Source organism: Pseudomonas guariconensis (assembly GCF_015680235.1).
GTDB lineage: Bacteria > Pseudomonadota > Gammaproteobacteria > Pseudomonadales > Pseudomonadaceae > Aquipseudomonas > Aquipseudomonas guariconensis_A.
In genome coordinates this window covers 17727-40027 of the sequence record NZ_JADLJL010000031.1, presented here as the reverse complement: position 1 = coordinate 40027, position 22301 = coordinate 17727, and the positions used below count along the sequence as shown (strand labels likewise).

General features: G+C 64.9%; 23 protein-coding genes. 12 read left to right on the top strand and 11 right to left on the bottom strand.

The window, feature by feature from the left end; all coding sequences use genetic code 11:
* Positions 1-12 precede the first annotated feature (12 nt).
* Entirely contained in the window at positions 13-1071 is a 1059-nt protein-coding gene (locus IRZ56_RS18505; RefSeq protein ID WP_196146260.1) for a DUF2066 domain-containing protein, read from the bottom strand.
* A 341-nt stretch (positions 1072-1412) separates the two neighbouring features.
* Between IRZ56_RS18505 and purM the strand changes: the two genes are divergently transcribed.
* The 4 genes from purM (at position 1413) to IRZ56_RS18485 (ending at position 4313) form a co-directional block, all read left to right on the top strand.
* Positions 1413-2471 (top strand): phosphoribosylformylglycinamidine cyclo-ligase, encoded by a 1059-nt coding sequence (gene purM, locus IRZ56_RS18500; protein WP_196146259.1) that lies wholly within the window; start codon positions 1413-1415, stop codon positions 2469-2471.
* On the top strand, positions 2471-3124 hold the full coding sequence (purN, locus tag IRZ56_RS18495) for a phosphoribosylglycinamide formyltransferase (protein WP_196146258.1): 654 nt from the start codon (positions 2471-2473) through the stop codon (positions 3122-3124). Before purM ends, purN begins: the two co-directional genes overlap by 1 nt.
* A gap of 8 nt (positions 3125-3132) precedes the next feature.
* Positions 3133-3843: a DUF3108 domain-containing protein gene (locus tag IRZ56_RS18490; RefSeq protein WP_196146257.1), complete on the top strand. Its 711-nt coding sequence runs from the start codon at positions 3133-3135 to the stop codon at positions 3841-3843.
* Positions 3844-4130: 287 nt separating this feature from the next.
* On the top strand, positions 4131-4313 hold the full coding sequence (locus IRZ56_RS18485) for a hypothetical protein (protein ID WP_196146256.1): 183 nt from the start codon (positions 4131-4133) through the stop codon (positions 4311-4313).
* A gap of 87 nt (positions 4314-4400) precedes the next feature.
* On the opposite strand, the gene IRZ56_RS18480 is transcribed toward IRZ56_RS18485, so the two are convergent.
* The 7 genes from IRZ56_RS18480 to IRZ56_RS18450 form a co-directional block, all read right to left on the bottom strand.
* Positions 4401-4940: a DUF2058 domain-containing protein gene (locus IRZ56_RS18480; protein WP_196146255.1), complete on the bottom strand. Its 540-nt coding sequence runs from the start codon at positions 4938-4940 to the stop codon at positions 4401-4403.
* 24 nt (positions 4941-4964) lie between these two features.
* Positions 4965-5798 (bottom strand): nucleoside triphosphate pyrophosphohydrolase, encoded by an 834-nt coding sequence (mazG, locus tag IRZ56_RS18475; RefSeq protein WP_196146254.1) that lies wholly within the window; start codon positions 5796-5798, stop codon positions 4965-4967.
* A gap of 120 nt (positions 5799-5918) precedes the next feature.
* Positions 5919-8159 (bottom strand): GTP diphosphokinase, encoded by a 2241-nt coding sequence (gene relA / locus IRZ56_RS18470; RefSeq protein ID WP_084858691.1) that lies wholly within the window; start codon positions 8157-8159, stop codon positions 5919-5921.
* A 97-nt stretch (positions 8160-8256) separates the two neighbouring features.
* A complete protein-coding gene (gene rlmD, locus IRZ56_RS18465; RefSeq protein ID WP_196146253.1) occupies positions 8257-9615 on the bottom strand; it encodes a 23S rRNA (uracil(1939)-C(5))-methyltransferase RlmD in 1359 nt (452 codons plus the stop codon).
* Positions 9615-10514 (bottom strand): cysteine synthase CysM, encoded by a 900-nt coding sequence (cysM, locus tag IRZ56_RS18460; protein WP_196146276.1) that lies wholly within the window; start codon positions 10512-10514, stop codon positions 9615-9617. The genes rlmD and cysM overlap by 1 nt, the downstream gene beginning before the upstream one ends.
* A 94-nt stretch (positions 10515-10608) precedes the next feature.
* Positions 10609-11985, bottom strand: coding sequence for a histidine kinase sensor domain-containing protein (locus tag IRZ56_RS18455; protein ID WP_196146252.1), 1377 nt, complete (start codon positions 11983-11985; stop codon positions 10609-10611).
* A gap of 2 nt (positions 11986-11987) precedes the next feature.
* Positions 11988-12704, bottom strand: coding sequence for a response regulator transcription factor (locus IRZ56_RS18450; protein ID WP_196146251.1), 717 nt, complete (start codon positions 12702-12704; stop codon positions 11988-11990).
* A gap of 239 nt (positions 12705-12943) precedes the next feature.
* On the opposite strand from IRZ56_RS18450, the gene IRZ56_RS18445 reads away from it, so the two are divergent.
* The 4 genes from IRZ56_RS18445 (at position 12944) to IRZ56_RS18430 (ending at position 17743) form a co-directional block, all read left to right on the top strand.
* The gene (locus tag IRZ56_RS18445) at positions 12944-15700 is read left to right on the top strand and encodes a response regulator (RefSeq protein ID WP_196146250.1); all 2757 of its coding nucleotides are present in this window, start codon (positions 12944-12946) and stop codon (positions 15698-15700) included.
* Positions 15701-15883: 183 nt separating this feature from the next.
* On the top strand, positions 15884-16873 hold the full coding sequence (locus IRZ56_RS18440; RefSeq protein ID WP_196146249.1) for a 2-hydroxyacid dehydrogenase: 990 nt from the start codon (positions 15884-15886) through the stop codon (positions 16871-16873).
* Between the two features lie 31 nt (positions 16874-16904).
* A complete protein-coding gene (locus IRZ56_RS18435; RefSeq protein ID WP_196146248.1) occupies positions 16905-17342 on the top strand; it encodes a hypothetical protein in 438 nt (145 codons plus the stop codon).
* A complete protein-coding gene (locus IRZ56_RS18430; protein ID WP_196146247.1) occupies positions 17339-17743 on the top strand; it encodes an META domain-containing protein in 405 nt (134 codons plus the stop codon). Before IRZ56_RS18435 ends, IRZ56_RS18430 begins: the two co-directional genes overlap by 4 nt.
* A 116-nt stretch (positions 17744-17859) precedes the next feature.
* Here IRZ56_RS18430 and IRZ56_RS18425 read toward each other — a convergent pair whose 3' ends face one another.
* Complete coding sequence (locus IRZ56_RS18425) at positions 17860-18327, bottom strand: TlpA disulfide reductase family protein (protein WP_196146246.1); 468 nt, start codon at positions 18325-18327, stop codon at positions 17860-17862.
* A gap of 85 nt (positions 18328-18412) precedes the next feature.
* On the opposite strand from IRZ56_RS18425, the gene arsC reads away from it, so the two are divergent.
* Genes arsC through IRZ56_RS18410 form a run of 3 tightly spaced genes read left to right on the top strand, consistent with a single transcriptional unit; the run spans position 18413 to position 19774 of the window.
* Positions 18413-18766: an arsenate reductase (glutaredoxin) gene (gene arsC, locus IRZ56_RS18420; protein WP_196146245.1), complete on the top strand. Its 354-nt coding sequence runs from the start codon at positions 18413-18415 to the stop codon at positions 18764-18766.
* Entirely contained in the window at positions 18763-19368 is a 606-nt protein-coding gene (gene wrbA / locus IRZ56_RS18415; RefSeq protein ID WP_196146244.1) for an NAD(P)H:quinone oxidoreductase, read from the top strand. The genes arsC and wrbA overlap by 4 nt, the downstream gene beginning before the upstream one ends.
* Positions 19361-19774: a DUF2069 domain-containing protein gene (locus IRZ56_RS18410; RefSeq protein WP_196146243.1), complete on the top strand. Its 414-nt coding sequence runs from the start codon at positions 19361-19363 to the stop codon at positions 19772-19774. Before wrbA ends, IRZ56_RS18410 begins: the two co-directional genes overlap by 8 nt.
* A 111-nt stretch (positions 19775-19885) precedes the next feature.
* On the opposite strand, the gene IRZ56_RS18405 is transcribed toward IRZ56_RS18410, so the two are convergent.
* On the bottom strand, positions 19886-20557 hold the full coding sequence (locus IRZ56_RS18405; RefSeq protein ID WP_196146242.1) for a DNA-3-methyladenine glycosylase I: 672 nt from the start codon (positions 20555-20557) through the stop codon (positions 19886-19888).
* A 4-nt stretch (positions 20558-20561) separates the two neighbouring features.
* Positions 20562-21386 (bottom strand): tRNA 2-thiocytidine(32) synthetase TtcA, encoded by an 825-nt coding sequence (gene ttcA / locus IRZ56_RS18400; protein ID WP_196146241.1) that lies wholly within the window; start codon positions 21384-21386, stop codon positions 20562-20564.
* A gap of 254 nt (positions 21387-21640) precedes the next feature.
* Between ttcA and IRZ56_RS18395 the strand changes: the two genes are divergently transcribed.
* On the top strand, positions 21641-22240 hold the full coding sequence (locus IRZ56_RS18395; RefSeq protein WP_070091748.1) for a Yip1 family protein: 600 nt from the start codon (positions 21641-21643) through the stop codon (positions 22238-22240).
* Positions 22241-22301 lie beyond the last annotated feature (61 nt).

Here is a 22301-nt window from a genome sequence, read left to right as displayed (position 1 = left end):
GCGTGGCACTCCTTACCAGCGAAAGCGCAGGCCGTCGAACGGCTTGGGCGCCGCCGGCTGGGGCGTGCCCGGTGGCTGCGACGCCGCGGTAGCATCGGGCTGCGGCGCAGGCGCCTGCTCAGGCGGCAGCTCCTGGAGCTTGGCCAGGCCCAGCTGGGCGCGCAGTTGCTCGCGGTTGCCAGTGACGCTGTAGGTCAAGGTATCGCCTTCAGCCTGGCGCAGGCGTGGGCCGTAGGGCTCGAGCACGCGGCTAAGCTCAGCATAGCGCGGCAGGTTCATGCCCTGCACCTGGAGCTGCAACTGGCTGCTGGCACCCGGGCGGGTGACGTAGCGCGGTGCCAGGCGGCTGCTGACCGCCAGCATCACCGCATCGGCCAGGGCAGCCTGGTCGGCTGCCTCGACGTTGCCTTGCTCGCGCTGGTCACCCAGCCACAGCTGCCACTTACCCTGCCACTTGCCGTCCGTTTCCTGGGCATGCACTGCCAGCATGGCATCGGCGTTATAACGCTCGGACGCCTCACGCAAGGGTGCCGGGTCGTTGCCCTCCAATTGCTGGGCATTGGCCACCAATTGTTCTTGCAGGTCGCCCAGCGGCAAACGCAGCGGCAGGCCTCGGTGCTGGGCGGCACGTCGCAACGGCCCGGCGGCGGATTGCCCGTCGCCTACCAGGTTGCTGCCTTCGACGCTGTCGTTCAGCCACCAACCGAGGACCGACGGCCGGTTGCTGCCCCACAGGGCCAGGCCGGCCTGGCGCAGGGCGCGTTCGGTACTGCCAGGGTCGAATTCCACCACCAAGGTCTCGGGCGGACCTGCCTCAGTGCCTACTTGGTTGATGATTTGCTGCGGGTCCTTGCGCAATGCTGCAAGGCCCGGGCTCTGGGCTGCCTTGGGGTCGCCGGTCAGGCGCAGTACCAGGGTGTCCAGAGCCTTGCTGGTGGTCTGGGCGCGTGCTTCGCTACCCTGCCCGTCGATAGGCTCACGGACCTGGTAGAGCCCGGAGACGGTTTCGGCCTGTGCAACGGCACTGCCCACGACCAGGCAAGCGACCGCCAGGTGATTGAGAAAACGCATGAAGGATTCCTGTCCAGATGTCCAAGGGGCGTCGGGTACCCAATGTGCCGTTTTGACCCCGGCACGGCGAAAACGCTCCGCCGCACCAGCCGATTCGGCCCGCCGCCTTTCCTATTACCTTATACAGGCACCGGCCCGGCAACCAGTCACAGCCTGTGAAAGGATGTTTTTTGCCAGATTCACGCCCTGCCCGTCGGCCTGAGGATGGCCGCTGCCCGGCAACCCTGATAAAATCGCGCGCCTTCGCAGACCAGTGACGTACAGGCAGCCGCCGCCCTTCGAGCCGGCCTTGGCCGTCGCGGTCGTTTTCCCGAATCCCTCCCTCCTAAAGGCCTGGATCAATGAGCAAGCAACCCTCCCTGAGCTACAAGGACGCCGGTGTAGACATCGACGCCGGCGAAGCACTGGTCGAACGCATCAAGGGCGTGGCCAAGCGCACCGCACGCCCTGAAGTCATGGGTGGCCTGGGCGGCTTCGGCGCCCTCTGCGAGATCCCGGCCGGCTACAAGCAGCCGGTTCTGGTCTCCGGCACCGATGGCGTGGGTACCAAGCTGCGCCTGGCGCTGAACCTGAACAAGCACGACAGCATCGGCCAGGACCTGGTGGCCATGTGCGTCAACGACCTGGTGGTCTGCGGTGCCGAGCCGCTGTTCTTCCTCGACTACTACGCCACCGGCAAGCTCAACGTCGATGTGGCCGCCACCGTGGTCACCGGCATCGGCGCCGGCTGTGAGCTGGCAGGCTGCTCGCTGGTCGGTGGTGAAACCGCCGAAATGCCTGGCATGTACGAGGGCGAGGACTACGACCTGGCCGGCTTCTGCGTCGGCGTGGTGGAAAAGGCCGAGATCATCGACGGCTCCAAGGTCGCCACCGGCGATGCCCTGATCGCCCTGCCCTCCTCCGGCCCGCACTCCAACGGCTACTCGCTGATCCGCAAGATTCTCGAAGTGTCCGGTACCGACATCGAGAACACCCAGCTCGACGGCAAGCCGCTGGCCGACCTGCTGATGGCGCCGACCCGCATCTACGTCAAGCCGCTGCTCAAGTTGATCAAGGACACCGGTGCGGTCAAGGCCATGGCCCACATCACCGGCGGCGGCCTGCTGGACAACATCCCGCGCGTGCTGCCCGACAATGCCCAGGCCGTGATCGACGTGGCCAGCTGGCAGCGCCCGGCGGTGTTCGACTTCCTGCAGGAGAAAGGCAACGTCGACGAGCACGAGATGCATCGCGTCCTGAACTGCGGCGTCGGCATGGTCATCTGCGTCGCGCAAGACAAGGTCGACAGCGCCCTGCAGGTGCTGCGTGACGCTGGCGAGCAGCCATGGGTCATCGGCCGCATCGCCGAGGCACCCGCCGGTGCCGCCCAGGTCGAGCTGCAGAACCTCAAGGCGCACTGATGCCAAGCAAGACCTGTAATGTCGTGGTACTGCTGTCGGGCTCCGGCAGTAACCTGCAAGCGCTGATCGACGCCAACCGTGGCGACGATAGCCCTGTGCGCATTCGCGGCGTGATTTCCAATCGCGCCGACGCCTATGGCCTGCAGCGGGCCCAGGCGGCCGGTATCGAAACCGCCGTGCTGGCCCACGGTGGCTTCGAGGGCCGCGAAGCCTTCGATACGGCGCTGATGGCGCTGATCGACGGCTTCGAGCCGGACCTGGTAGTGCTCGCCGGTTTCATGCGTATCCTCAGTGGCGGGTTCGTCCGCCATTACCAGGGCCGCCTGCTCAACATCCACCCGTCACTGCTGCCCAAGTACAAAGGGCTGCACACCCATCAACGGGCGCTGGAAGCGGGCGACGCGGAACATGGTTGCAGCGTACACTTCGTCACCGAGGAACTCGATGGCGGCCCCTTGGTCGTACAGGCAGTGGTACCGGTTGAGCCAGGCGATACACCCGACAGCCTGGCCCAGCGTGTTCATCGCCAGGAACACCAGATCTACCCGCTGGCGGTGCGCTGGTTCGCCGAAGGACGCTTGTGCCTGGGCGAACAGGGTGCATTACTGGATGGCCAGCCCTTGGCGGCCAGCGGTCACTTGATTCGACCCTAGGAGAATTTATGCGTCGTGCCCTGCTCTTGGCTCTCGCCGTGCTCGCCCTGCCGCTCCAGGCAGCTGATCTGAAGCCTTTCTCGGCCAGCTATACCGCCGACTGGAAGCAGCTGCCCATGAGTGGCACTGCCGAGCGCAGCCTGGAAAAGAACGCCAACGGTACCTGGAACCTTAATTTCAAGGCTTCCATGATGATCGCCAGCCTGACCGAGCAAAGCACTCTGCGCCTGGACAACGACACCCTGCTGCCACAGAAGTACCACTTCGAACGTGGCGGCTTAGGCAAAGCGAAGAAAGTCGACCTGACCTTCGACTGGGACAGCAAGAAGATCACCGGTTCCGACCGTGGCGATGCCGTCAGCCTGCCGCTCAACCGCGGTGTGCTGGACAAATCTTCTTACCAACTGGCCCTGCAGCATGACGTGGCCGCAGGCAAGAAGAGCATGACCTACCAGGTGGTCGATGGCGACGAGATCGACACCTACGACTTCCGCGTGCTCGGCACCGAGAAGGTCACCACCAAGACCGGCCAGGTCGATGCCGTGAAGGTCGAGCGCGTGCGCGACCCGAGCCAGAGCAAGCGCATCACCGAGCTGTGGTTCGCCAAGGACTGGGACTACCTGCTGGTACAGCTGCGCCAGGTCGAGACCGATGGCAAGGAGTATGTGATCGTGCTGCAGGACGGTACGGTCGATGGCAAGTCGGTGAAGGGTAACTGATCACCGCTGCCTGCAATGCTCGAAGCCCCGCTTGATGCGGGGCTTCTTTTTGCCTGGAATCTGTTCGCGGCCTGGGCCGCCCCAATCGCGGGGCAAGCCCGCTCCCACAGGCTACCGCCGCTTCCTAGAACAGCGGCAAACCTGTGGGAGCCGGGCTTGTCCCGCGATTGAGCCAGGCCTGGATGAAACTTGTTTCATCGTCGTTTTAATTTACTTAGCCTGCTAACAAACTCTATAAAAGAGACCTGCGACACGTTGCCGCAGCCAATCGAAAGTGGAGTTTAACGATGACAGTCCAAGTAACCGAACGCGACGAATCGAAAATGTCCCACGAAAGCCAGGCCCATGGCCTGCGGATCTGGGACGTGCACCAGCAAGGCGAACTGGTGGGCATGTTCCACTCCGAGCAGGAGGCCCAGCAGTATCGCAGCGAGCTGGAGTGCCTGGAAAACCAGCGTAGTACGCAGTGAGCCCCAGTACACAGTGGGGCCGCTTCGCGGCCCTATCGCGGCACAAGGCCGCTCCTACAGGGATCGTGCGAGTCCTGTAGGAGCCAATTACCACATGAGGTCGTCAGGAATCTTGTACGCGGCGTACGGATCGTCCTCGTCCGCTTCCTCGACATGGGTATTGAGCAGCAGGATGCGATGCGGGTCGCGCTCCTGGATCTTCACCGCGGCTTCACGCGGGATCACCTCGTAGCCGCCGCCGAAGGAGACGATCGCCAAGGCGCCGTTGCTGAGCTTGCTGCGCATCAGGGCGTTGACGGCAATGCGCTTGACCTTCTTGTCGTCGACGAAGTTGTAGTAATCCTCGGTGTTGAGCTTGGGCAAGCGGGTCGCTTCGATCAATTGCTTGATTTGCGCGGCACGGGCCTTCTGCTCGGCCTTTTCCTGCAGCTGGCGGTTCAGCTCCTGGTCTTTTTTGGCCTTCTCGGCCATGGCTTCCTTGGCCTGGCGCTGCTGGGTGTCGTCGACCTCGACCTGGCCCTTGTGCTCCAGGCGTTTCTGTTTCTTCTCGGCTTTGTTGACCTGCTTGACCTGTTTCTGGTTGACCAGACCGGCCTTGAGCAATTGGTCGCGAAGGGAAAGGCTCATGTATTCACTCACTTATGCAACAGCTCAGCCGCAGCTGGGCAGGTTCTTTTCCTGACGCTTGGCTTCGCCCCACAGGGCGTCCAGTTCATCAAGGGTACAATCTTCGATCGGGCGGCCACTGTCACGCAATGCCTGTTCGATGAAGCGGAAACGTCGTTCGAACTTGCGGTTGGCCCGGCGCAGGGCGTTTTCCGGGTCATGCTTGAGGTGTCGAGCGAGGTTGACGGTGGCGAACAGCAGGTCACCGATTTCGTCCTCCAGGGCATCACCATCGCCGTCGGCCATGGCCTGCAACACTTCATCGAGCTCTTCCCGGACTTTGTCCAACACCGGCAAGGCGTCAGGCCAGTCGAAACCGACGGTGGCCGCGCGCTTTTGCAGCTTGGCCGCGCGCGACAGGGCTGGCAATGCCGCCGGCACGTCGTCGAGCAGCGACAACTGCTCGGGCTCGCTCTTCTCGGCGCGCTCCTGGGCCTTGATCTCTTCCCAGCGTGACTTGACCTGAGCCTCGCTCAGGCGGGGGGTATCCAAGGGTGCGTACAGGTCACCGGTGGGGAAGACATGCGGGTGCCGGCGGACCAGCTTGCGGGTGATGCTGTCGACCACGCCATCGAAGGCGAAGCGCCCTTCTTCTCGGGCCAGCTGGCTGTAGTAGACCACCTGGAACAGCAGGTCGCCCAACTCGCCCTGCAAGTGTTCGAAGTCGCCGCGTTCGATGGTATCGGCGACCTCGTAGGCCTCCTCGAGGGTGTGCGGGACGATGCTCGCGTAGTTCTGCTTCAGGTCCCACGGGCAGCCGTGTTGCGGGTCGCGCAGGCGGGCCATGAGGTGCAGCAGGTCGTCGAGGGTGTAGGTCATGTCAGTCGGTTCCTGGGCGAGGGCTTCGCCCTCGATCGCCGGCAGCCGGCTCCCACCGGGTATCAGGCTATTGTGTGGGAGCCGGCTTGCCGGCGATGGGCCGCACAGCGACCCCGGTGTTCAAGGGGTGCGATTACGCCGCGTCTCGATGATGTTCGGCAACTGCGAGATCCGCCCCAGCAGGCGCCCGAGGGCATCCAGCCCGGGGATTTCGATGGTCAGCGACATCAAGGCGGTGTTGTCTTCCTTGTTCGAGCGGGTGTTGACCGCCAATACGTTGATCTTCTCGTTGAGCAGTACCTGAGACACGTCGCGCAGCAACCCCGGGCGGTCGTAGGCACGGATGATGATGTCGACCGGGTAGGTCTGCACCGGGATCGGCCCCCAGCTGACCTGGATCATCCGCTCCGGCTCCTTGCCGGCCAGCTGCAGCACCGAGGCACAGTCCTGGCGGTGGATACTCACGCCTCGGCCCTGGGTGATGTAGCCGACGATGGCATCGCCCGGCAGCGGCTGGCAGCAGCCGGCCATCTGCGTGAGCAGGTTGCCGACGCCCTGGATCTGGATGTCGCCACGCTTGCCGGAACGGGTGCCGCTGGCCTTGCGCGGGATCAGCTCGATCTGCTCGTTGCGCTCGGGCTCGAGCAGCTGCTGGGCGGCATTGACCATGTGGGCAAGGCGCAGGTCGCCAGCGCCCAGGGCGGCGAACATGTCCTCGGCGGTCTTGACGTTGGCCTTCTCGGCCAGGCGCTCGAAGTCGACCTGGGGCAGGCCCAGGCGGCTCAGCTCGCGCTCGAGCAAGGTTTTGCCGGCGGCGACGTTCTGGTCGCGGGCCTGCAGTTTGAACCAATGGACGATCTTGGCCCGCGCCCGGGACGTGGTGACATAGCCCAGGTTGGAGTTCAGCCAGTCGCGGCTCGGGCTGCCGTGCTTACTGGTGATGATTTCCACCTGCTCGCCGGTCTGCAGGCTGTAGTTCAGCGGCACGATGCGCCCGTTGATCTTGGCGCCACGGCAGTTGTGACCGATCTCGGTGTGCACGCGGTAGGCAAAGTCCAGCGGCGTGGCGCCCTTGGGCAGGTCGATGGCATGGCCGTCGGGGGTGAACACATAGACCCGGTCCGGCTCGATATCGACCCGCAGCTGCTCGGCCAGCCCGCCGATGTCGCCCAGCTCTTCGTGCCACTCGAGCACCTGGCGCAGCCAGGAAATCTTCTCTTCGTAGTGGTTGGAGCTGGACTTGACGTCGGTGCCCTTGTAGCGCCAGTGGGCACAGACGCCCAGCTCGGCCTCCTCGTGCATGGCGTGGGTGCGGATCTGCACCTCCAGCACCTTGCCCTCCGGGCCGATCACTGCGGTGTGCAACGAGCGGTAACCATTTTCCTTGGGGTTGGCGATGTAGTCGTCGAACTCCTTGGGGATGTGCCGCCAGAGGGTATGGACGATACCGAGCGCGGTGTAGCAGTCGCGGATCTCCGGGACCAATACCCGTACCGCACGCACGTCATAGATCTGGCTGAACTCCAGGCCCTTGCGCTGCATCTTGCGCCAGATGGAATAGATATGTTTCGCCCGGCCGCTGATGTCGGCATTGACGCCGGTGGCCAGCAGCTCGTTCTGCAGCTGGTTCATCACGTCGGTGATGAAGCGCTCGCGGTCGAGGCGGCGCTCGTGCAGAAGCTTGGCGATCTGCTTGTACTGATCGGGTTCGAGGTAGCGGAAGGATAAGTCCTCCAGCTCCCACTTGATGTGACCGATGCCCAGGCGGTGGGCGAGCGGTGCATAGATGTCGAACACCTCGCGTGCCACGCGCAGGCGTTTTTCGTCATCGGCGGCCTTGACCGCACGGATGGCGCAGGTACGTTCGGCCAGCTTGATCAGGGCGACGCGAACGTCGTCGACCATGGCCACCAGCATCTTGCGCAGATTCTCCACCTGGGCCTGGGAGCCGAGCACCAGCGACTGGCGCGGGCTGAGGCTGGCGCTGATCGCCGCCATGCGCAGCACACCGTCGATCAGCTTGGAGACCACCGGGCCGAACCGCTGGCCGACCTCGGCCAGGGTCACCTTGCCTTCGCGCACCGAGCGGTAGATCACCGCCGCCACGAGGGAGTCCTGGTCGAGCTTGAGGTCCGCGAGGATTTCGGCGATCTCGAGGCCGGCCTGGAAGCTGGACGTGCCATCGGCCCAGGAATGCTTGGCCGGGTTGCCCTTCTTCTCGACCTCCTGGGCGAAATCGCAGGCCTCCTTGAGCGCCTTGCGGTCCAGCGCCGAGTCGACGCTCACCACATGATCCAGCCATGCTTCGAGATTGATACTACCGTCGGTATTGACCGGCTGGTGCACTCTCACCTGTACCATCTTTCTTTTACCTTTCCATACAGCGCACCCCACGGATGCGCTGGCAATCACCGTACGACGCCCAGTCCCTGGACACCGCACCAAGGGGCCAGCCTGGCTAGCCCGCTTCGAATAACGCCATGGCCTCGACATGCGCCGTCTGAGGAAACATGTCGAGAATCCCGGCCCTTGTTAACCGGTACCCCTGCCCTACCAGCACCTGGGCGTCTCGCGCCAGCGTGGCCGGGTTGCAGGACACATAGACCAACCGCCTGGCCTTCAGGCGTGCGATGTTTTGCACCACCTCGAAGGCACCGTCGCGCGGTGGATCCAAGAGTACCGCAGAAAAGCCCTCGGCGGCCCATCCGGCGCCGTCCAAAGGCTGCGATAAATCGGCCTGAAAAAAGCGTGCATTATGCACTTTGTTGGCCTGGGCGTTGGCCGCCGCCCGCTCGACCATGGCCTGGACACCTTCCACCGCCACCACTTCACGGGCCTGCCGGGCCAACGGCAGAGCGAAGTTGCCCAGGCCGCAGAACAGGTCCAGCACCCGCTCCTCGGGCTGCGGCGCAAGCCATGCCAGGGCCTGCTCGATCATCGCCGTGTTGACCTGAGCGTTGACCTGCACGAAATCCCCCGGCCGCCAGGCAAGTTCCAGCCGCCAGGGTTCGAGGGCAAAGCCCAGCGCCTGGCCTGCCCGTACCGGCGCCGGCTCGCCTTCGCCCTGCAGCCACAACTGGGCTCCGACTTCTTCGCAGAAGGCCTCCAGGCACGCCAGGTCATCTGCCGGCAACGGCGCCACATGCCGTACCAGCACCGCCTCGGCGGTACCGCTGAACAGCTCGACATGCCCCAGCGCCTGAGGTTTGCCCAGACTGCGCAGCACGCCCGGCAAGCGGCGGAAAATCGTTTGCAAGGGCTGTACCAGGACCAGGCATTCGTCTATGGCGACGATATCCTGGCTGGCCTCGGCGCGAAAACCTACCTCCAACTGGCGTGTCTTGGGGTCCCAACGCACCGCGACCCGCGCCCGCCGCCGGTAGCCGAATTCAGGCCCCACCAGCGGCTCGGCCCAGTGTTCGGGCTGCACGCCTGCCACGCGCTGCAGCTGCTCAGCCAGCAAACGCTGCTTGAGCGCCAGCTGCCCCTCGTGGGGCAGGTGTTGCAGGTTGCAACCCCCACAGCGGGCGTAATAGCGGCAAGGTGCCTCGCGCCGTTCGGAGCTGGCCTGCAGCACCCGCTCCAGGCGCGCCTCGACCACTTTGCCGCGTGCACCGAGCACCCGGGCTTCGACAGCCTCGCCCGCCAGGGCACCGCTGACGAACCAGGTACGCCCTTCCAGAAAGGCGATGCCCCGGCCGTCACCGGCCAGACGTTCGATGTCCAGGCGTTGTTTCTTGCCTACCGGCACCTGGGGCGCGCGGTTGCCGCCGGCCGGTTGGAAACGCAGGCCGCCGTTGCTTTTCTTTCTGGACATCAGGTCGCGTCGAACAGGCCGGTGGACAGGTAACGGTCGCCACGGTCGCAGATGATCGCCACCATGACCGCATTTTCGACCTCGCGAGACAGGCGCAGCATGGCCGCGACCGCACCACCAGAGGACACACCACAGAAAATGCCCTCTTCACGAGCCAGACGGCGGGTAGTCTGCTCGGCTTCTTCCTGGGACATGTCGACCACGCGGTCGACACGGGTCGCATCGAAGATCTTCGGCAGGTATTCCTCGGGCCAGCGACGGATACCGGGGATGGCCGAGCCTTCCATCGGTTGCAGGCCGACGATCTGCACCGCCGGGTTCTGCTCCTTGAGGTATTGCGAGCAGCCCATGATGGTACCAGTGGTACCCATGGAGCTGATGAAGTGGGTGATGCTGCCCTGGGTCTGCTGCCAGATCTCCGGGCCTGTGCTGGTGTAATGGGCGATCGGGTTGTCGCCATTGGCGAACTGGTCGAGCACCAGGCCACGGCCTTCGGCCTGCAGTTTGTCGGCCAGGTCGCGGGCGCCCTCCATGCCCTCCTCCTTGCTGACCAGGAGCAGTTCGGCGCCATAGGCGGTCATCGCCGCCTTGCGCTCGGCGGTGGAGTTGTCGGGCATGATCAGGATCATCTTGTAGCCCTTGATCGCCGCCGCCATGGCCAGGGCGATGCCGGTGTTGCCGGAGGTGGCCTCGATCAGGGTGTCGCCCGGCTTGATCTGGCCGCGCAGTTCGGCGCGGGTGATCATCGACAGCGCCGGGCGGTCCTTCACGGAGCCTGCCGGATTGTTGCCTTCGAGCTTGAGCAGGAGGGTGTTGCTGGTGGCACCTGCGATGCGCTGCAGGCGAACCAGGGGCGTATTGCCGACGCAATCGGCGATGGTTGGGTACTGCAAGGTCATGGCGTAGTTCACAATCCGGACGGCAGGGGCGACTATCATACCGGCAAACGTTTCCTCGCCATATCACGCAATCTGTAGTCGCTATAGCTACAAGCTATAAGACGACGCGCCGCCCCGTGTAGGGGGACGGCGCCGTGGCGGGCAAGCGCATGCACAGGCGCAGGCCCTGCTTTCCGTTCTCAGCCCACAACGTCCCGCCCTGGCGCTGGATCGCGCTGCGGGCGATGCTCAGCCCGAGGCCGAAACCTCCATCGCCCGGGCGGGAGCCGTCCAGGCGCGAGAACGGGGCGAAGATGCGCTCCAGGTCTGCTTCGGCCACTCCACCCCCCTGGTCTTCCAGGAAGATGCGCCAATACCCGCCCTCGCGCTGGCCTCCCAAGCGTACCAGCCCTTGTTCGGGGGAGTGGCGGATCGCGTTGCGCAGCATGTTCTCCAGAGCCTGGGCCAAATAGTTGAGATTGCCTTGCACCCAGCAGTCGACGGGCAGTTCGCAGCGCAACCGCGCCGGTGACCAGCCACTTTCGTAGCAGGCGTCTTCGGCCAGCATGTCCCACAGGGCCTGGAGCTGGATCGGCTCGAGATTCATCGGCGTGCGCTCGGCGTCCTGCCACGCCAGTTGCAGGGTGTTCTCCACCAACTGCTGCATGCAGTCCACTTCACGCCCTACACGCTCGGCCAGGCGCTGCCGGTCAGTTTCCCCGTCACAGGCCACGCGCAGGCGGCTGAGCGGTGTACGCATTTCGTGGGACAGGTCGCGCAGCATCTGCTGCTGCATGGCCACGGTGCCCTGTAGGCGCTCGGCCATCTGGTCGAAGGCCCGGGCCAGCTCGCCCAGTTCGTCGTGGCGGCCGATGGTGCGCGAGTCCAGGCGCGCCGAGAGTTGGTCGGCGCGCCAGGCATTGGCCTGCTCGCGCAACTGGTTCAACGGCACGATCAGCATGCGGTACAGACCCACGCACAGCAGCAAGGTGAACAGGCCCGGGATGACGCCGTTGGTCAGCACCTGCCAGAACAGTCGGTAGCGGCCGGGGTTGAGGCGCTCCGGCAGCTCTATCACCAGCATGCCCTGCTCCGGCGCGCCGGGGAACGGCAGGCGCAGCCAGGGCTGGGTGACGCTGCGGCGGCTCATGGGCCAGTCGACACCGCGCAGGTGCGTCAGTTGCTGGACCTCTTCAACGGACAGGCTGGCGCTGCCCAACGGCCTGAGCTCTGCATCAAGCACGCCAACCCAGCCCGCGCCCTGTTCGCGCATCCGGGCCAGCCACTGGTCGACGCCGGAGCGGCCGCCTTCGCGCCAGGCACGCTCGGCTTCGCCGGCCCAAGCCAGCAGTTCTTCGCGGGCCGACGCCTCGAGGTAGGCATTGCGGGTTTCCATGTGCCGGCCCCAGGTGTAGCTCAGGCCGATCATCAGCAAGCAGAAGCCCACTAGAAGAATGGAGAGTCTCCAGAACAACGAGTGGCGGTCGAGCACCGTCAGTCCGCCTCACCGGCGCAGAGCATGTAGCCCTTGCCCCAGACCGTGCGGATCTGCCGCTCGTGGTAGCCGATCACCTTGAGCTTGCGGCGGATCTGGCTGACGTGCATGTCCAGGCTGCGGTCGTGGCGCGAATAGCCTCGCTGCAGCACCTGCTGGTAAAGGAACGGTTTGCTCAACACTTCGTCCTGGCTGCGGTTGAGGGTATCGAGCAGGCGGTATTCGCTGGGCGTCAGCCCGGCCCACAGGCCATCGAGCCAGACGTCGCAGGCGCCGTCATCGAAGCGCAGCTGCCCGTTGGCCACCTCGCGCGAACCCTGGTGACGCCGCTCGAGGGCGACGCGCCGCAGGATCGCCTCGATGCGCACACGCAGTTCGGCCATGCTAAAGGGCTTGGGCAAGTAGTCGTCGGCACCGCGCTGGAAACCGGTAATGCGGTCGGCCTCGGCCCCCAGGGCCGACATCAGGATCACCGGGGTGGCGCTGTGCCTGCGCAATTGGGCCAGTGCATCCAGGCCATTGAGGCCGGGCAGCAGGATGTCCATCAGGACCACATCGAACACTTGGCGACCGGCGGCCTTCAGGCCCTCAAGGCCGTTGCGGCACCAGGTCACCTGGAAGCCGTCACGCTGCAGCTCCTCGTTCAGATAGGCGCCAAGTACAGGGTCGTCCTCGATGGCGAGAATGGAGGACTGGTTAACAGCTACGGGATTCATTGGCTTGTGACATTGATTCTCAGTTGCGCAATTATTGGCCATGCTAGCGCACCAAGGCAACCGGGTTTCGACCGGTGACGGCTTTTGGCCACCCTTGCCGGAGCTGCATTTGCATTGAATGAGGGCTCTGGCTGCATTAAACAGATACAAATAAGTGCATCAGGCCGCCTACCGGGGTAACGTTCGGCCTGGGGCCGTCCCTATGATGACGGCATGCAAGCACATGACAGGAGACAGATGTGCTCGATCGCTTGGGAATCAGAAGCCGGGTCCTGCTGTTGGCCCTGCTGCCCGCCGGCCTGATGGCGCTGGTGCTGGGGAGTTATTTCACCTGGCTGCAGCAGAACGAGCTGCGCACCCAGCTGTTCCAGCGCGGCAAGATGCTCGCCGAACAGTTGGCCCCGCTGGCGGCGCCAGCGCTCGCCCACCCGGCCCAAGCCCAGCTCGAACGGATCGCCGCCCAGGCCTTGGAGCAAACCGACGTGCGCGCCGTGGCATTTCTCGCCCCAGACCGCACGCGCCTGGCCCATGCCGGCCCCAGCATGCTCAACCTGGCCCCCACCGGTGGCACCGGCACCCAGTTGCTGCAGCGCACCGGCAACGATGCCACCCGTTACCTCATGCCGGTGTTCGGCCATCACCGCGACCTGGCCACCGAGGCCGTGCCCGCCGAGGCCGAGCGCCTGCTGGGCTGGGTGGAAATCGAGCTGTCCCACGACGGCACCTTGCTGCGCGGCTACCGCAGCCTGTTCACCAGCGTGCTGCTGATCCTAGGCTGCCTGGCGCTTACCGTACTGCTCGCCTTGCGCATGAGCCGCACCATCAACGACCCGATCAACCGCATCAAGCACGCCGTCACCCAACTGAAGGACGGCAACCTGGAAGAGCGCCTGCCGGCGATGGGCAGCCACGAGCTGGACGAGCTCGCCGCCGGCATCAACCGCATGGCCGAGACCCTGCACAATGCCCATGAAGAGCTGCAGCACAGCATCGACCAGGCCACCGAGGACGTGCGCCAGAACCTGGAAACCATCGAGATCCAGAACATCGAGCTGGACATGGCGCGCAAGGAGGCCCTGGAGGCCAGCCGTATCAAGTCCGAATTCCTGGCCAATATGAGCCACGAGATCCGCACGCCGCTCAATGGCATCCTCGGCTTCACCCACCTGCTGCAACGCAGCGAGCTGACGCCGCGCCAGCTCGACTACCTGAACACCATCGAAAAGTCCGCCGACAACCTGTTGGGGATCATCAACGAGATCCTCGACTTCTCCAAGATCGAGGCCGGCAAGCTGGTGCTCGACAGCATCCCCTTCAACCTGCGCGACCTGATCCAGGACACCCTGACCATCCTCGCGCCGGCCGCCCATGCCAAGCAGCTGGAGCTGCTCAGCCTGGTCTACCGCGACACGCCCCTGTCGCTGGTCGGTGACCCGCTGCGGCTCAAGCAGATCCTCACCAACCTGGTGAGCAACGCGATCAAGTTCACCCGCGAAGGTACCATCGTGGTGCGGGCCATGCTCGAGGACGAGCAGGAAGACAACGTGCAGCTTCGCATCAGTGTGCAGGACACCGGCATCGGCCTGTCGCCCCAGGACGTGCGCACCCTGTTCCAGGCCTTCAGCCAGGCCGACAACTCGTTGTCGCGCCAACCCGGCGGCACCGGCCTTGGGTTGGTGATTTCCAAGCGTCTGATCGAACAGATGGGCGGTGAGATCGGCGTCGACAGCACGCCGGGCGAAGGCTCGCAGTTCTGGATCAGCCTGAGCCTGCCCCGGGCCCATGACGATGCCGGGGAGCAGCCCTTGCAGCCGCTGCTCGGCCGCCGCGCGGCTATCGTCGATGACCACGAGCTGGCACGCCAGGCGCTGGAGCATCAACTGGAGGACTGTGGCCTGAACGTCAGCCTGTTCGCCTCCTTCGACCAACTGCTGCAAGGCGTCCAGGCGGCCGCCCAGGCAGGCCAGCCGTTCGACTTCGCCGTGCTCGGGGCCAACCTGGGCAGCCTCTCGCCAGAGCAGCTTGGCCACTACCACCAGCAACTGGAACGCCTCGATTGCCAGTGCGTAGTGCTGTGTCCGACCACCGAACACGCGCTGTACCACCCCTACCTGCCCAACGGCCATGGCCAGTTGCTGTCCAAGCCGGCCTGCACGCGCAAGCTGCGCCGCCTGCTGCTGGAACTGGTGCAGCCGCGCCGGCCGCTGGCCGAGCCGCGCGGCGCTGGCAACCTGCGGGCGCCGAAGATCCTCTGCGTGGACGACAACCCGGCCAACCTGTTGCTGGTGCAGACCTTGCTCGAAGGCCTGGGCGCCGACGTGCTGGCGCTGGACAACGGCTTCGCGGCGGTGCAGGCCGTGCAGAACGAGCCCTTCGACCTGGTACTGATGGATGTGCAAATGCCCGGCATGGACGGCCGCGCCTGCACCGAACAGATTCGCCTCTGGGAAGCCAGCCAGAGCGGCAACCCGCTGCCTATCGTCGCCCTCACCGCCCATGCCATGGCCAACGAGAAACGCGCCCTGCTGCACAGCGGCATGGACGACTACCTGACCAAGCCGATCAGCGAGCGTCAACTGGCCCAGGTGGTGATGAAGTGGACCGGGCTGAGCCTGGCCCCGCAGCAACAGGAACGCGGTGACGAGCGCCTGCCCGACAGCACCGAGCTGAAGGTGCTCGACCCTGACGAAGGGCTGCGCCTGGCAGCGGGCAAGCCGGACCTGGCCGCCGACATGCTGGCCATGCTGTTGGCTTCGCTGGAGACCGACCGCGACTCGATCCGCAACGCCCGCGAGCGCGGCGACCGCATGGCGATGATCGAGCGGGTGCACCGGCTCAATGGCGCCTCGCGCTACTGTGGCGTGCCTCAACTGCGTGCCGCCTGCCAGCGCAGCGAGACCCTGCTCAAGCAGGACAGCCCCCAGGCCCAGCAGGCCCTGGATGAGCTGGAACGAGCCATTACCCGGCTGGCGGCCCAGGCGCGACTGAGCGCCTGAACTCAGGGCCCGATCTCAGGCAAGCCCCCTGATCCTACAAGGAGCGGGCTTGCACCGCGATTGGGCCGGACCCGATATCACCGTTGCCAGGCAAGGGCTTCACCCCAAAGGGCCGCCCTGGATCAACGCCCATGGTCTCCAACTGGCTACACTGGGCGCAACACGAAACCTAGAGGTGCCCCCATGCGCGTCCTGTTGTTCAGCAGCCAGCACTATGACCAGGAAAGCTTCGACCGGGCTGCCGGAAACCACGGCCTGGAGCTGCATTATCAGTCAGCCCGCCTGACCTTGGATACCGCCCCGCTGGCCGACAACTTCGCGGTGGTCTGTGCCTTCATCAATGACGAGTTGGACGCGCCAGTGCTCGAACGCCTGGCCGCGGGCGGTACTCGGCTGATCGCCCTGCGCTCGGCCGGCTACAACCATGTCGACCTGGCCACCGCCCGGCGCCTGGGCCTGGCGGTGGTGCGGGTGCCCGCCTATTCCCCCCACGCCGTGGCCGAACATGCCGTGGCCTTGATCCTGGCGCTCAACCGCCGCCTGCACCGGGCCTACAACCGCACCCGCGAAGGTGACTTCACCCTGCACGGGTTGACGGGCTTCGACCTGCACGGCAAGACCGTGGGGGTGATCGGCACCGGCCAGATCGGCGAGGCCTTCGCCCGCATCATGGCAGGGTTCGGCTGCCAACTGCTCGCCTACGATCCGACGCCCAACCCGGCGCTGCTGGCCCTGGGTGCGCGTTACCTGGCACTGCCCGAACTGCTGCGCCAAGCGCGGATCATCAGCCTGCACTGCCCGCTGACCGAGCAGACTCGCCACCTGATCAATGCGCAAAGCCTGGCACACCTGCAACCCGGCGCCATGCTGATCAACACCGGGCGCGGCGCGCTGGTCGACACCCCGGCCCTGATCGACGCGCTCAAGAGCGGCCAGCTGGGCTACCTGGGCCTGGACGTCTACGAAGAGGAGGCTCAGCTGTTCTTCGAGGACCGCTCCGACCTGCCGCTGCAAGATGACGTGCTGGCCCGGCTGCTGACCTTCCCCAACGTGATCGTCACCGCGCACCAGGCGTTTCTCACCCGCGAAGCCCTGGATGCCATCGCCGCCACCACCCTGGGCAATATCGTCCGCTGGGCGGCAGGCGATGCGCAGAATCTGGTCATGGGTTAGTGCTAGGATACGCGGCAATTCTGGAGGACCCATGGTCGAACACGATTTCCGCTACACCCTATTCAACCCGCAACACACGCTGATCGAATGCCGCGCCCTGGTGCCCGGCCGCTACCAAGTGACCGGCAACGGTGGCTCGATGCACAAGGACGATGTCCTGCTGGTGACGCTCAAGGGCAGCAAGGATTTGTCCATGCGCCTGACCGTGGAAAGCGTGCGCCACCTGATCAACCCTCGCGGCCAGTGGGTCGCCGTGGCCAACGGCCCGGTGTTCAACGAACTGGAGATCCTCAACTGGCAGGTCAAGTGCGACGCATGCCAGGCCGAGCTGGACTTCGAGTTCGCCGTGGACGCCAAGCTCGGCAAGAAGGCTCGCCAGCCGGCCGCCAGCGCCCGTATCGCCGAACTGGGCTGGAGCAGCCAGGGCGAACGGCACCTGTGCCCCGCTTGCCAGGAGAGCGCGCAGTGAAACACCTGTTGAGCGCCGTGCTGGCTGCCAGCGCACTGGTGGGTTGTGCTTCCGAGCCTTCGCCCTTGCAGCAGGAGCGCGGCTATGTGCTGGAATGGATCGGCGAACGCCCGTTGATCGACTATAGCCACCTGACCCTGATTCTGGGCGAGGATGGCCGCGCCTATGGCAATGCCGGCTGCAACCACTGGTTCGCGCCCTATACCCTGGAAGGCGATCGCATCAGCTTCGGCAAAGTCGGCAAGACCCGCAAACTGTGCGCACCGGCGCTGATGGACCAGGAAAAACGCTTCCTGCAGGCACTGGAGACCGTCCAACGCTGGGACGTCTCGCCGATCGAGCAGATCCGCTTCTGGCCGGCCGAGGGCAAGCCGCTGCGGTTCTGGCCTGAGGAAGGCTGAAACAAGGGGGGTGCTTGGCGCCCCTTTCGCGGCACAAGGCCGCTCCTACAGGGCGGGCGCCAGCCTGTAGGAGCGGCCTTGCGCCGCGATGGGCTGCAAAGCAGCCCCGAAAGCCATCAAGCGCCGCCCTTGAGCGCCTTGATCTTGGCCTGCAGCCCTTCGAGCGTCTGCTCGCCCATCAACTGTTCACGTACCTTGCCCTGGTCGTCGATGATGTAGGTCACCGGCAGCGCCTCGCTGCGCGGCAGCTCGTAGCGCTCGGCCGGGTCCTGGGCGAGCACGGTGAAGGCGATGCCGAGGGTTTCGGCCGCCTGCTTGAGGTCCTGCCCCTGCAGCCCGTCGAAGTTCACCCCCACCACCTTGATGCCCTGGGCTTCCCACTGCTTGGCCGCTGCATTGAGTTCGGGGATTTCCGTACGGCACGGGCCGCACCACTCGGCCCAGTAGTTGAGCACTACCCAGTGCCCGTCGATCTGCTCGGCCTTTACCGTATTACCGTGCTGGTCCACGCCGTAATCCGCACCGCAACCGCCGAGCAACAGGCTCGCGGTGATGGCCAATAGGGCTGCCAAACGCCTTGCCATGGGTCAATCCTTCTAGAAGATTCAAGCAAACTACACAGTCGCTGCGGTTAGAATAGCCGCCACACCCAGCTGGATGCGACCCGTCATGACTGATCTGACCCTCTATCATAACCCGCGCTGCTCGAAATCCCGCGGCGCCCTGGAACTGCTCGAAGCGCGCGGCCTGGCCCCGACCATCGTGCGCTACCTGGAAACCCCGCCGGACACCGCCACGCTCAAGGCTCTGCTCGGCAAGCTGGGCATCGCCCCGCGCCAACTGCTGCGCACCGGCGAGGACGAATACAAGGCCCTGGACCTGGCCAACCCGGCACTGACCGACGCGCAACTGATCGAGGCCATGGCCCAGCACCCAAAACTAATCGAACGGCCGATCCTGGTCGTCGGCGACAAGGCCGTGATCGGCCGTCCGCCTGAGAAAGTGCTGGAGATCCTGCCGTGAGCGAGCCCTACGTCCTGGTCCTCTACTACAGCCGCCATGGTTCGACCAGCGAGATGGCCCGGCACATCGCCCGAGGCGTCGAGATGGCCGGCCTGGAGGCGCGCCTGCGCACCGTGCCGGCGATCTCCACCGAGTGCGAAGCCGTGGCGCCGGACATCCCGGCCAGCGGCGCACTCTATGCCACCCTCGACGACCTGCGCCATTGCTCAGGCCTGGCCCTGGGCAGCCCGACCCGTTTCGGCAACATGGCCGCGCCGCTGAAGTACTTCCTCGACGGCACCAGCAGCCTGTGGTTGGGCGGCGAACTGGTCGGCAAGCCAGCAGCGGTGTTCACCTCCACCGCCAGCCTGCACGGCGGCCAGGAAACCACCCTGCTGTCGATGATGCTGCCACTGATGCACCACGGCATGCTGGTGCTGGGCCTGCCCTACAGCGAGTCGGCGCTGCTCGAGACCCGCGGCGGCGGTACGCCCTATGGCGCCAGCCACCATGCCGGGGCCGACGGCAAGCGCGAGCTGGACCCGCACGAAATCGCCCTGTGCCGTGCCCTCGGCCAACGCCTGGCGAATACCGCCAAGGCACTGGGGGGCGAACGTGGCTAAAAAGCCGAAGGTGTTGCCGCCGCTGGAATGGCTGGCACCGCGCCTGCGCCTGGCCCGGGCATCGAGCCTGGCGTTCTTCTTCGGCCTGATCGCCCTGCTGGTGGTGAACAATCTGTGGTTCGCCGACCTGCACGGGGCGCGGGTCGAGGTGATCCTGGCGATCGAACTGGTGCCGCTGCTCGTGCTGCTGCCTGGCATGCTGATGGGCGGCGCCCGGGCCCATGCCTGGACCTGCTTCGTGGTGAATCTCTATTTCATCAAGGGCGTGCTGGCAGCGTTCGACCCGGCGCGAGCGGTGTTCGGCTGGGTCGAGGTGTTGGTGAGCCTGGGGTTGTTCGTCAGTGCGCTGCTGTATGTGCGCTGGAAGTTCCAGCATGAGCGGCGCCTGGCGGGCGAAGGGCGTTGAGGCATCTGGGCAGCTGTGCAGCCCAATCGCGGGACAAGCCCGCTCTCATAGAACAACGCATAACTATTTGATTTTGCAGGCCCTGTGGGAGCGGGCTTGCCCCGCACGGTCTCAATGGTTGACGGTATGCGCCAACATCACCGACAACTGGCACAGCGGTCGCCCGCTTTCTGCATGCCACTGGTTGAAGGCCTGTTGCACCAATGCCAGGTCGCGCTGGCTGGTCGGCGGCTTGTCGATCACTTTCTGCGCAATCAACGCCGCGCTCACGTCATCGGTGGGGATGAAGGTGTCCTTGCCGACCATGCGCAGGAAGCGTGGCGCAGAGAGCCCACCCAGCTGGTTGCCATGCTTGGCCAGGTACTTCCACAACCCGACGATGTCGGTCACCGGCCAGTCGGCGATGAATGCGCCGAAACTACCGTGCGCCTTCTCGATATCGAGAATCATCTGTGCATTGCGCGGCACGCTCTTGAGCTTGCCCAGGTGGCGGATGATCCGTTCGTCCTGCATCAGCCGCTCCAGATGCTCGGCGCCCATCAGCACCACCTTCTGCGGCTCGAAGCCGAAGAACACCTGCTCGAACGCCGGCCACTTGGCGTCCACCAGGCTGTGCTTGAGCCCGGCGCGGAACACGCGCAGGGCCAGCGTCGACAGGTAGCGGTCATCGCCGATGTCGCGCAGCTGGGCTGAGGTGCGCGGCTGCGGCAGGAACGCTTCGAGGGCTTGGGCGGAGCCGAAGCGGTTCAGGCAGTACTCATGCAGCCACTGGTAGTCGCGCATGGGCTCAGATGTTCAGCACGTCGAGAAAGCGCGGGGTGGCGTTCTCGTCGATCTTCAGGCTGGTGAAGTCGAACAGGTTGCGGTCAGCCAGCTGCGACGGCGCCACGTTTTGCAGGGCACGGAAGATGCTCTCGGTACGACCGGGGTGCTTGCGCTCCCATTCCACCAGCATGTCTTTGACCACCTGGCGCTGCAGGTTTTCCTGGGAGCCACACAGGTTGCACGGGATGATCGGGAATGCCTTCATGTCCGAGTAGGCCTGGATGTCCTTCTCGCTGCAGTAGGCCAGCGGGCGAATGACCACGTTGCGGCCGTCGTCGGCGCGCAGCTTCGGCGGCATGCCCTTGAGCGAGCCGTTGAAGAACATGTTGAGGAAGAAGGTCTCGACGATGTCGTCGCGATGGTGCCCCAGGGCCATCTTGGTCGCGCCGATCTCGTCGGCGAAGGTGTAGAGCGTGCCGCGACGCAGGCGCGAGCACAGCGAGCAGGTGGTCTTGCCTTCGGGGATCAGTTCCTTGACCACCGAGTAGGTGTCCTTCTCGACGATGTGGTACTCGATGCCCAGGGTCTCGAGGTAGGCCGGCAGCACGTGCTCGGGGAAGCCCGGCTGCTTTTGGTCCATGTTCACCGCGACGATCTCGAACGTGATCGGCGCCACCTTCTGCAGGTGCAACAGAACGTCGAGCATGGTGTAGCTGTCCTTGCCGCCGGACAGGCAGACCATGACCTTGTCGCCATCCTCGATCATGTTGTAGTCGGTGATGGCTTCGCCGGCGAGACGACGCAGGCGTTTTTGCAGTTTGTTCTGGTTGACCGAGAGGGTGCCCATAGCGCTTGGATCCGCGAGGTGTGACAAAAGCGGGCTATTTTACGCACAAACCGAGCACAGGCGTAGGCCATTCCGATAAAGAATCAAGGGCGCGCCTGACAGCGCAATTTGCTCTAAAAAGCCGGTTTTTTGCTGGCAACGGCTTCCTATACTGCCTGATAAGGCCACACGACCGCTTGCATCGGTGTCCAGGGCCTCGGGCCGCAAGCGCTCCATTTGGGGGGCGTTTGACAACGACGATAGGAGTGACCGGCATGATCCATCACGTTCTGGGGCTGTTTACCCACCCTGACCAGGAGTGGAAGGAGATCCGTGGCGAGGACGAAAGCATCAGCCACATGTACCTGACCCATACGCTGATACTGGCAGCGATCCCTGCCGTGTCGGCCTTCATCGGCACCACCCAGGTCGGCTGGGTCATCGGCGATCGACCGGCGGTGATGCTGACCATGGAAAGCGCGCTATGGATGAGCATCATGTCCTACCTGGCGATGCTCGCCGGGGTCGCGGTCATGGGCGCCTTCATCCATTGGATGGCCCGCACCTACGATGCCACGCCGTCCATGGCACAGTGCGTGGCCTTTGCCACCTATACCGCCACCCCGCTGTTCATCGGCGGCCTGGCGGCGCTCTACCCGCACCTCTGGCTAGGCATGCTGGTGGGCACGGCGGCCATCTGCTACACGGTCTACCTGCTCTACGTCGGCTTGCCGACCTTCATGAACATCCCCACCGACGAAGGCTTCCTGTTCTCCAGCTCCGTGCTGGCGGTGGGCCTGGTGGTGCTGGTGGCGATCATGGCCGCCACGGTGATCATCTGGGGGCTGGGTGTGGGGCCTGTCTATACCAACTAGATCCACCGCGACACGGGAGCATCACCTGGGGCCGCCATCGAGGCGGCCCCAGGCTGTGCGC

Excerpts from the sequence above, each read along its gene's own strand:
- relA (WP_084858691.1), bottom strand. The coding sequence starts at position 8,159 with ATGGTACAGGTGAGAGTGCACCAGCCGGTCAATACCGACGGTAGTATC.
- IRZ56_RS18435 (WP_196146248.1), top strand. The coding sequence starts at position 16,905 with ATGGTCGAACACGATTTCCGCTACACCCTATTCAACCCGCAACACACG.
- cysM (WP_196146276.1), bottom strand. The coding sequence starts at position 10,514 with ATGACCTTGCAGTACCCAACCATCGCCGATTGCGTCGGCAATACGCCC.
- IRZ56_RS18425 (WP_196146246.1), bottom strand. The coding sequence starts at position 18,327 with ATGGCAAGGCGTTTGGCAGCCCTATTGGCCATCACCGCGAGCCTGTTG.
- purN (WP_196146258.1), top strand. The coding sequence starts at position 2,471 with ATGCCAAGCAAGACCTGTAATGTCGTGGTACTGCTGTCGGGCTCCGGC.
- IRZ56_RS18490 (WP_196146257.1), top strand. The coding sequence starts at position 3,133 with ATGCGTCGTGCCCTGCTCTTGGCTCTCGCCGTGCTCGCCCTGCCGCTC.
- IRZ56_RS18480 (WP_196146255.1), bottom strand. The coding sequence starts at position 4,940 with ATGAGCCTTTCCCTTCGCGACCAATTGCTCAAGGCCGGTCTGGTCAAC.
- IRZ56_RS18450 (WP_196146251.1), bottom strand. The coding sequence starts at position 12,704 with ATGAATCCCGTAGCTGTTAACCAGTCCTCCATTCTCGCCATCGAGGAC.
- purM (WP_196146259.1), top strand. The coding sequence starts at position 1,413 with ATGAGCAAGCAACCCTCCCTGAGCTACAAGGACGCCGGTGTAGACATC.
- IRZ56_RS18485 (WP_196146256.1), top strand. The coding sequence starts at position 4,131 with ATGACAGTCCAAGTAACCGAACGCGACGAATCGAAAATGTCCCACGAA.
- rlmD (WP_196146253.1), bottom strand. The coding sequence starts at position 9,615 with ATGTCCAGAAAGAAAAGCAACGGCGGCCTGCGTTTCCAACCGGCCGGC.
- IRZ56_RS18505 (WP_196146260.1), bottom strand. The coding sequence starts at position 1,071 with ATGCGTTTTCTCAATCACCTGGCGGTCGCTTGCCTGGTCGTGGGCAGT.
- mazG (WP_196146254.1), bottom strand. The coding sequence starts at position 5,798 with ATGACCTACACCCTCGACGACCTGCTGCACCTCATGGCCCGCCTGCGC.
- arsC (WP_196146245.1), top strand. The coding sequence starts at position 18,413 with ATGACTGATCTGACCCTCTATCATAACCCGCGCTGCTCGAAATCCCGC.
- IRZ56_RS18395 (WP_070091748.1), top strand. The coding sequence starts at position 21,641 with ATGATCCATCACGTTCTGGGGCTGTTTACCCACCCTGACCAGGAGTGG.
- IRZ56_RS18405 (WP_196146242.1), bottom strand. The coding sequence starts at position 20,557 with ATGCGCGACTACCAGTGGCTGCATGAGTACTGCCTGAACCGCTTCGGC.
- ttcA (WP_196146241.1), bottom strand. The coding sequence starts at position 21,386 with ATGGGCACCCTCTCGGTCAACCAGAACAAACTGCAAAAACGCCTGCGT.
- IRZ56_RS18440 (WP_196146249.1), top strand. The coding sequence starts at position 15,884 with ATGCGCGTCCTGTTGTTCAGCAGCCAGCACTATGACCAGGAAAGCTTC.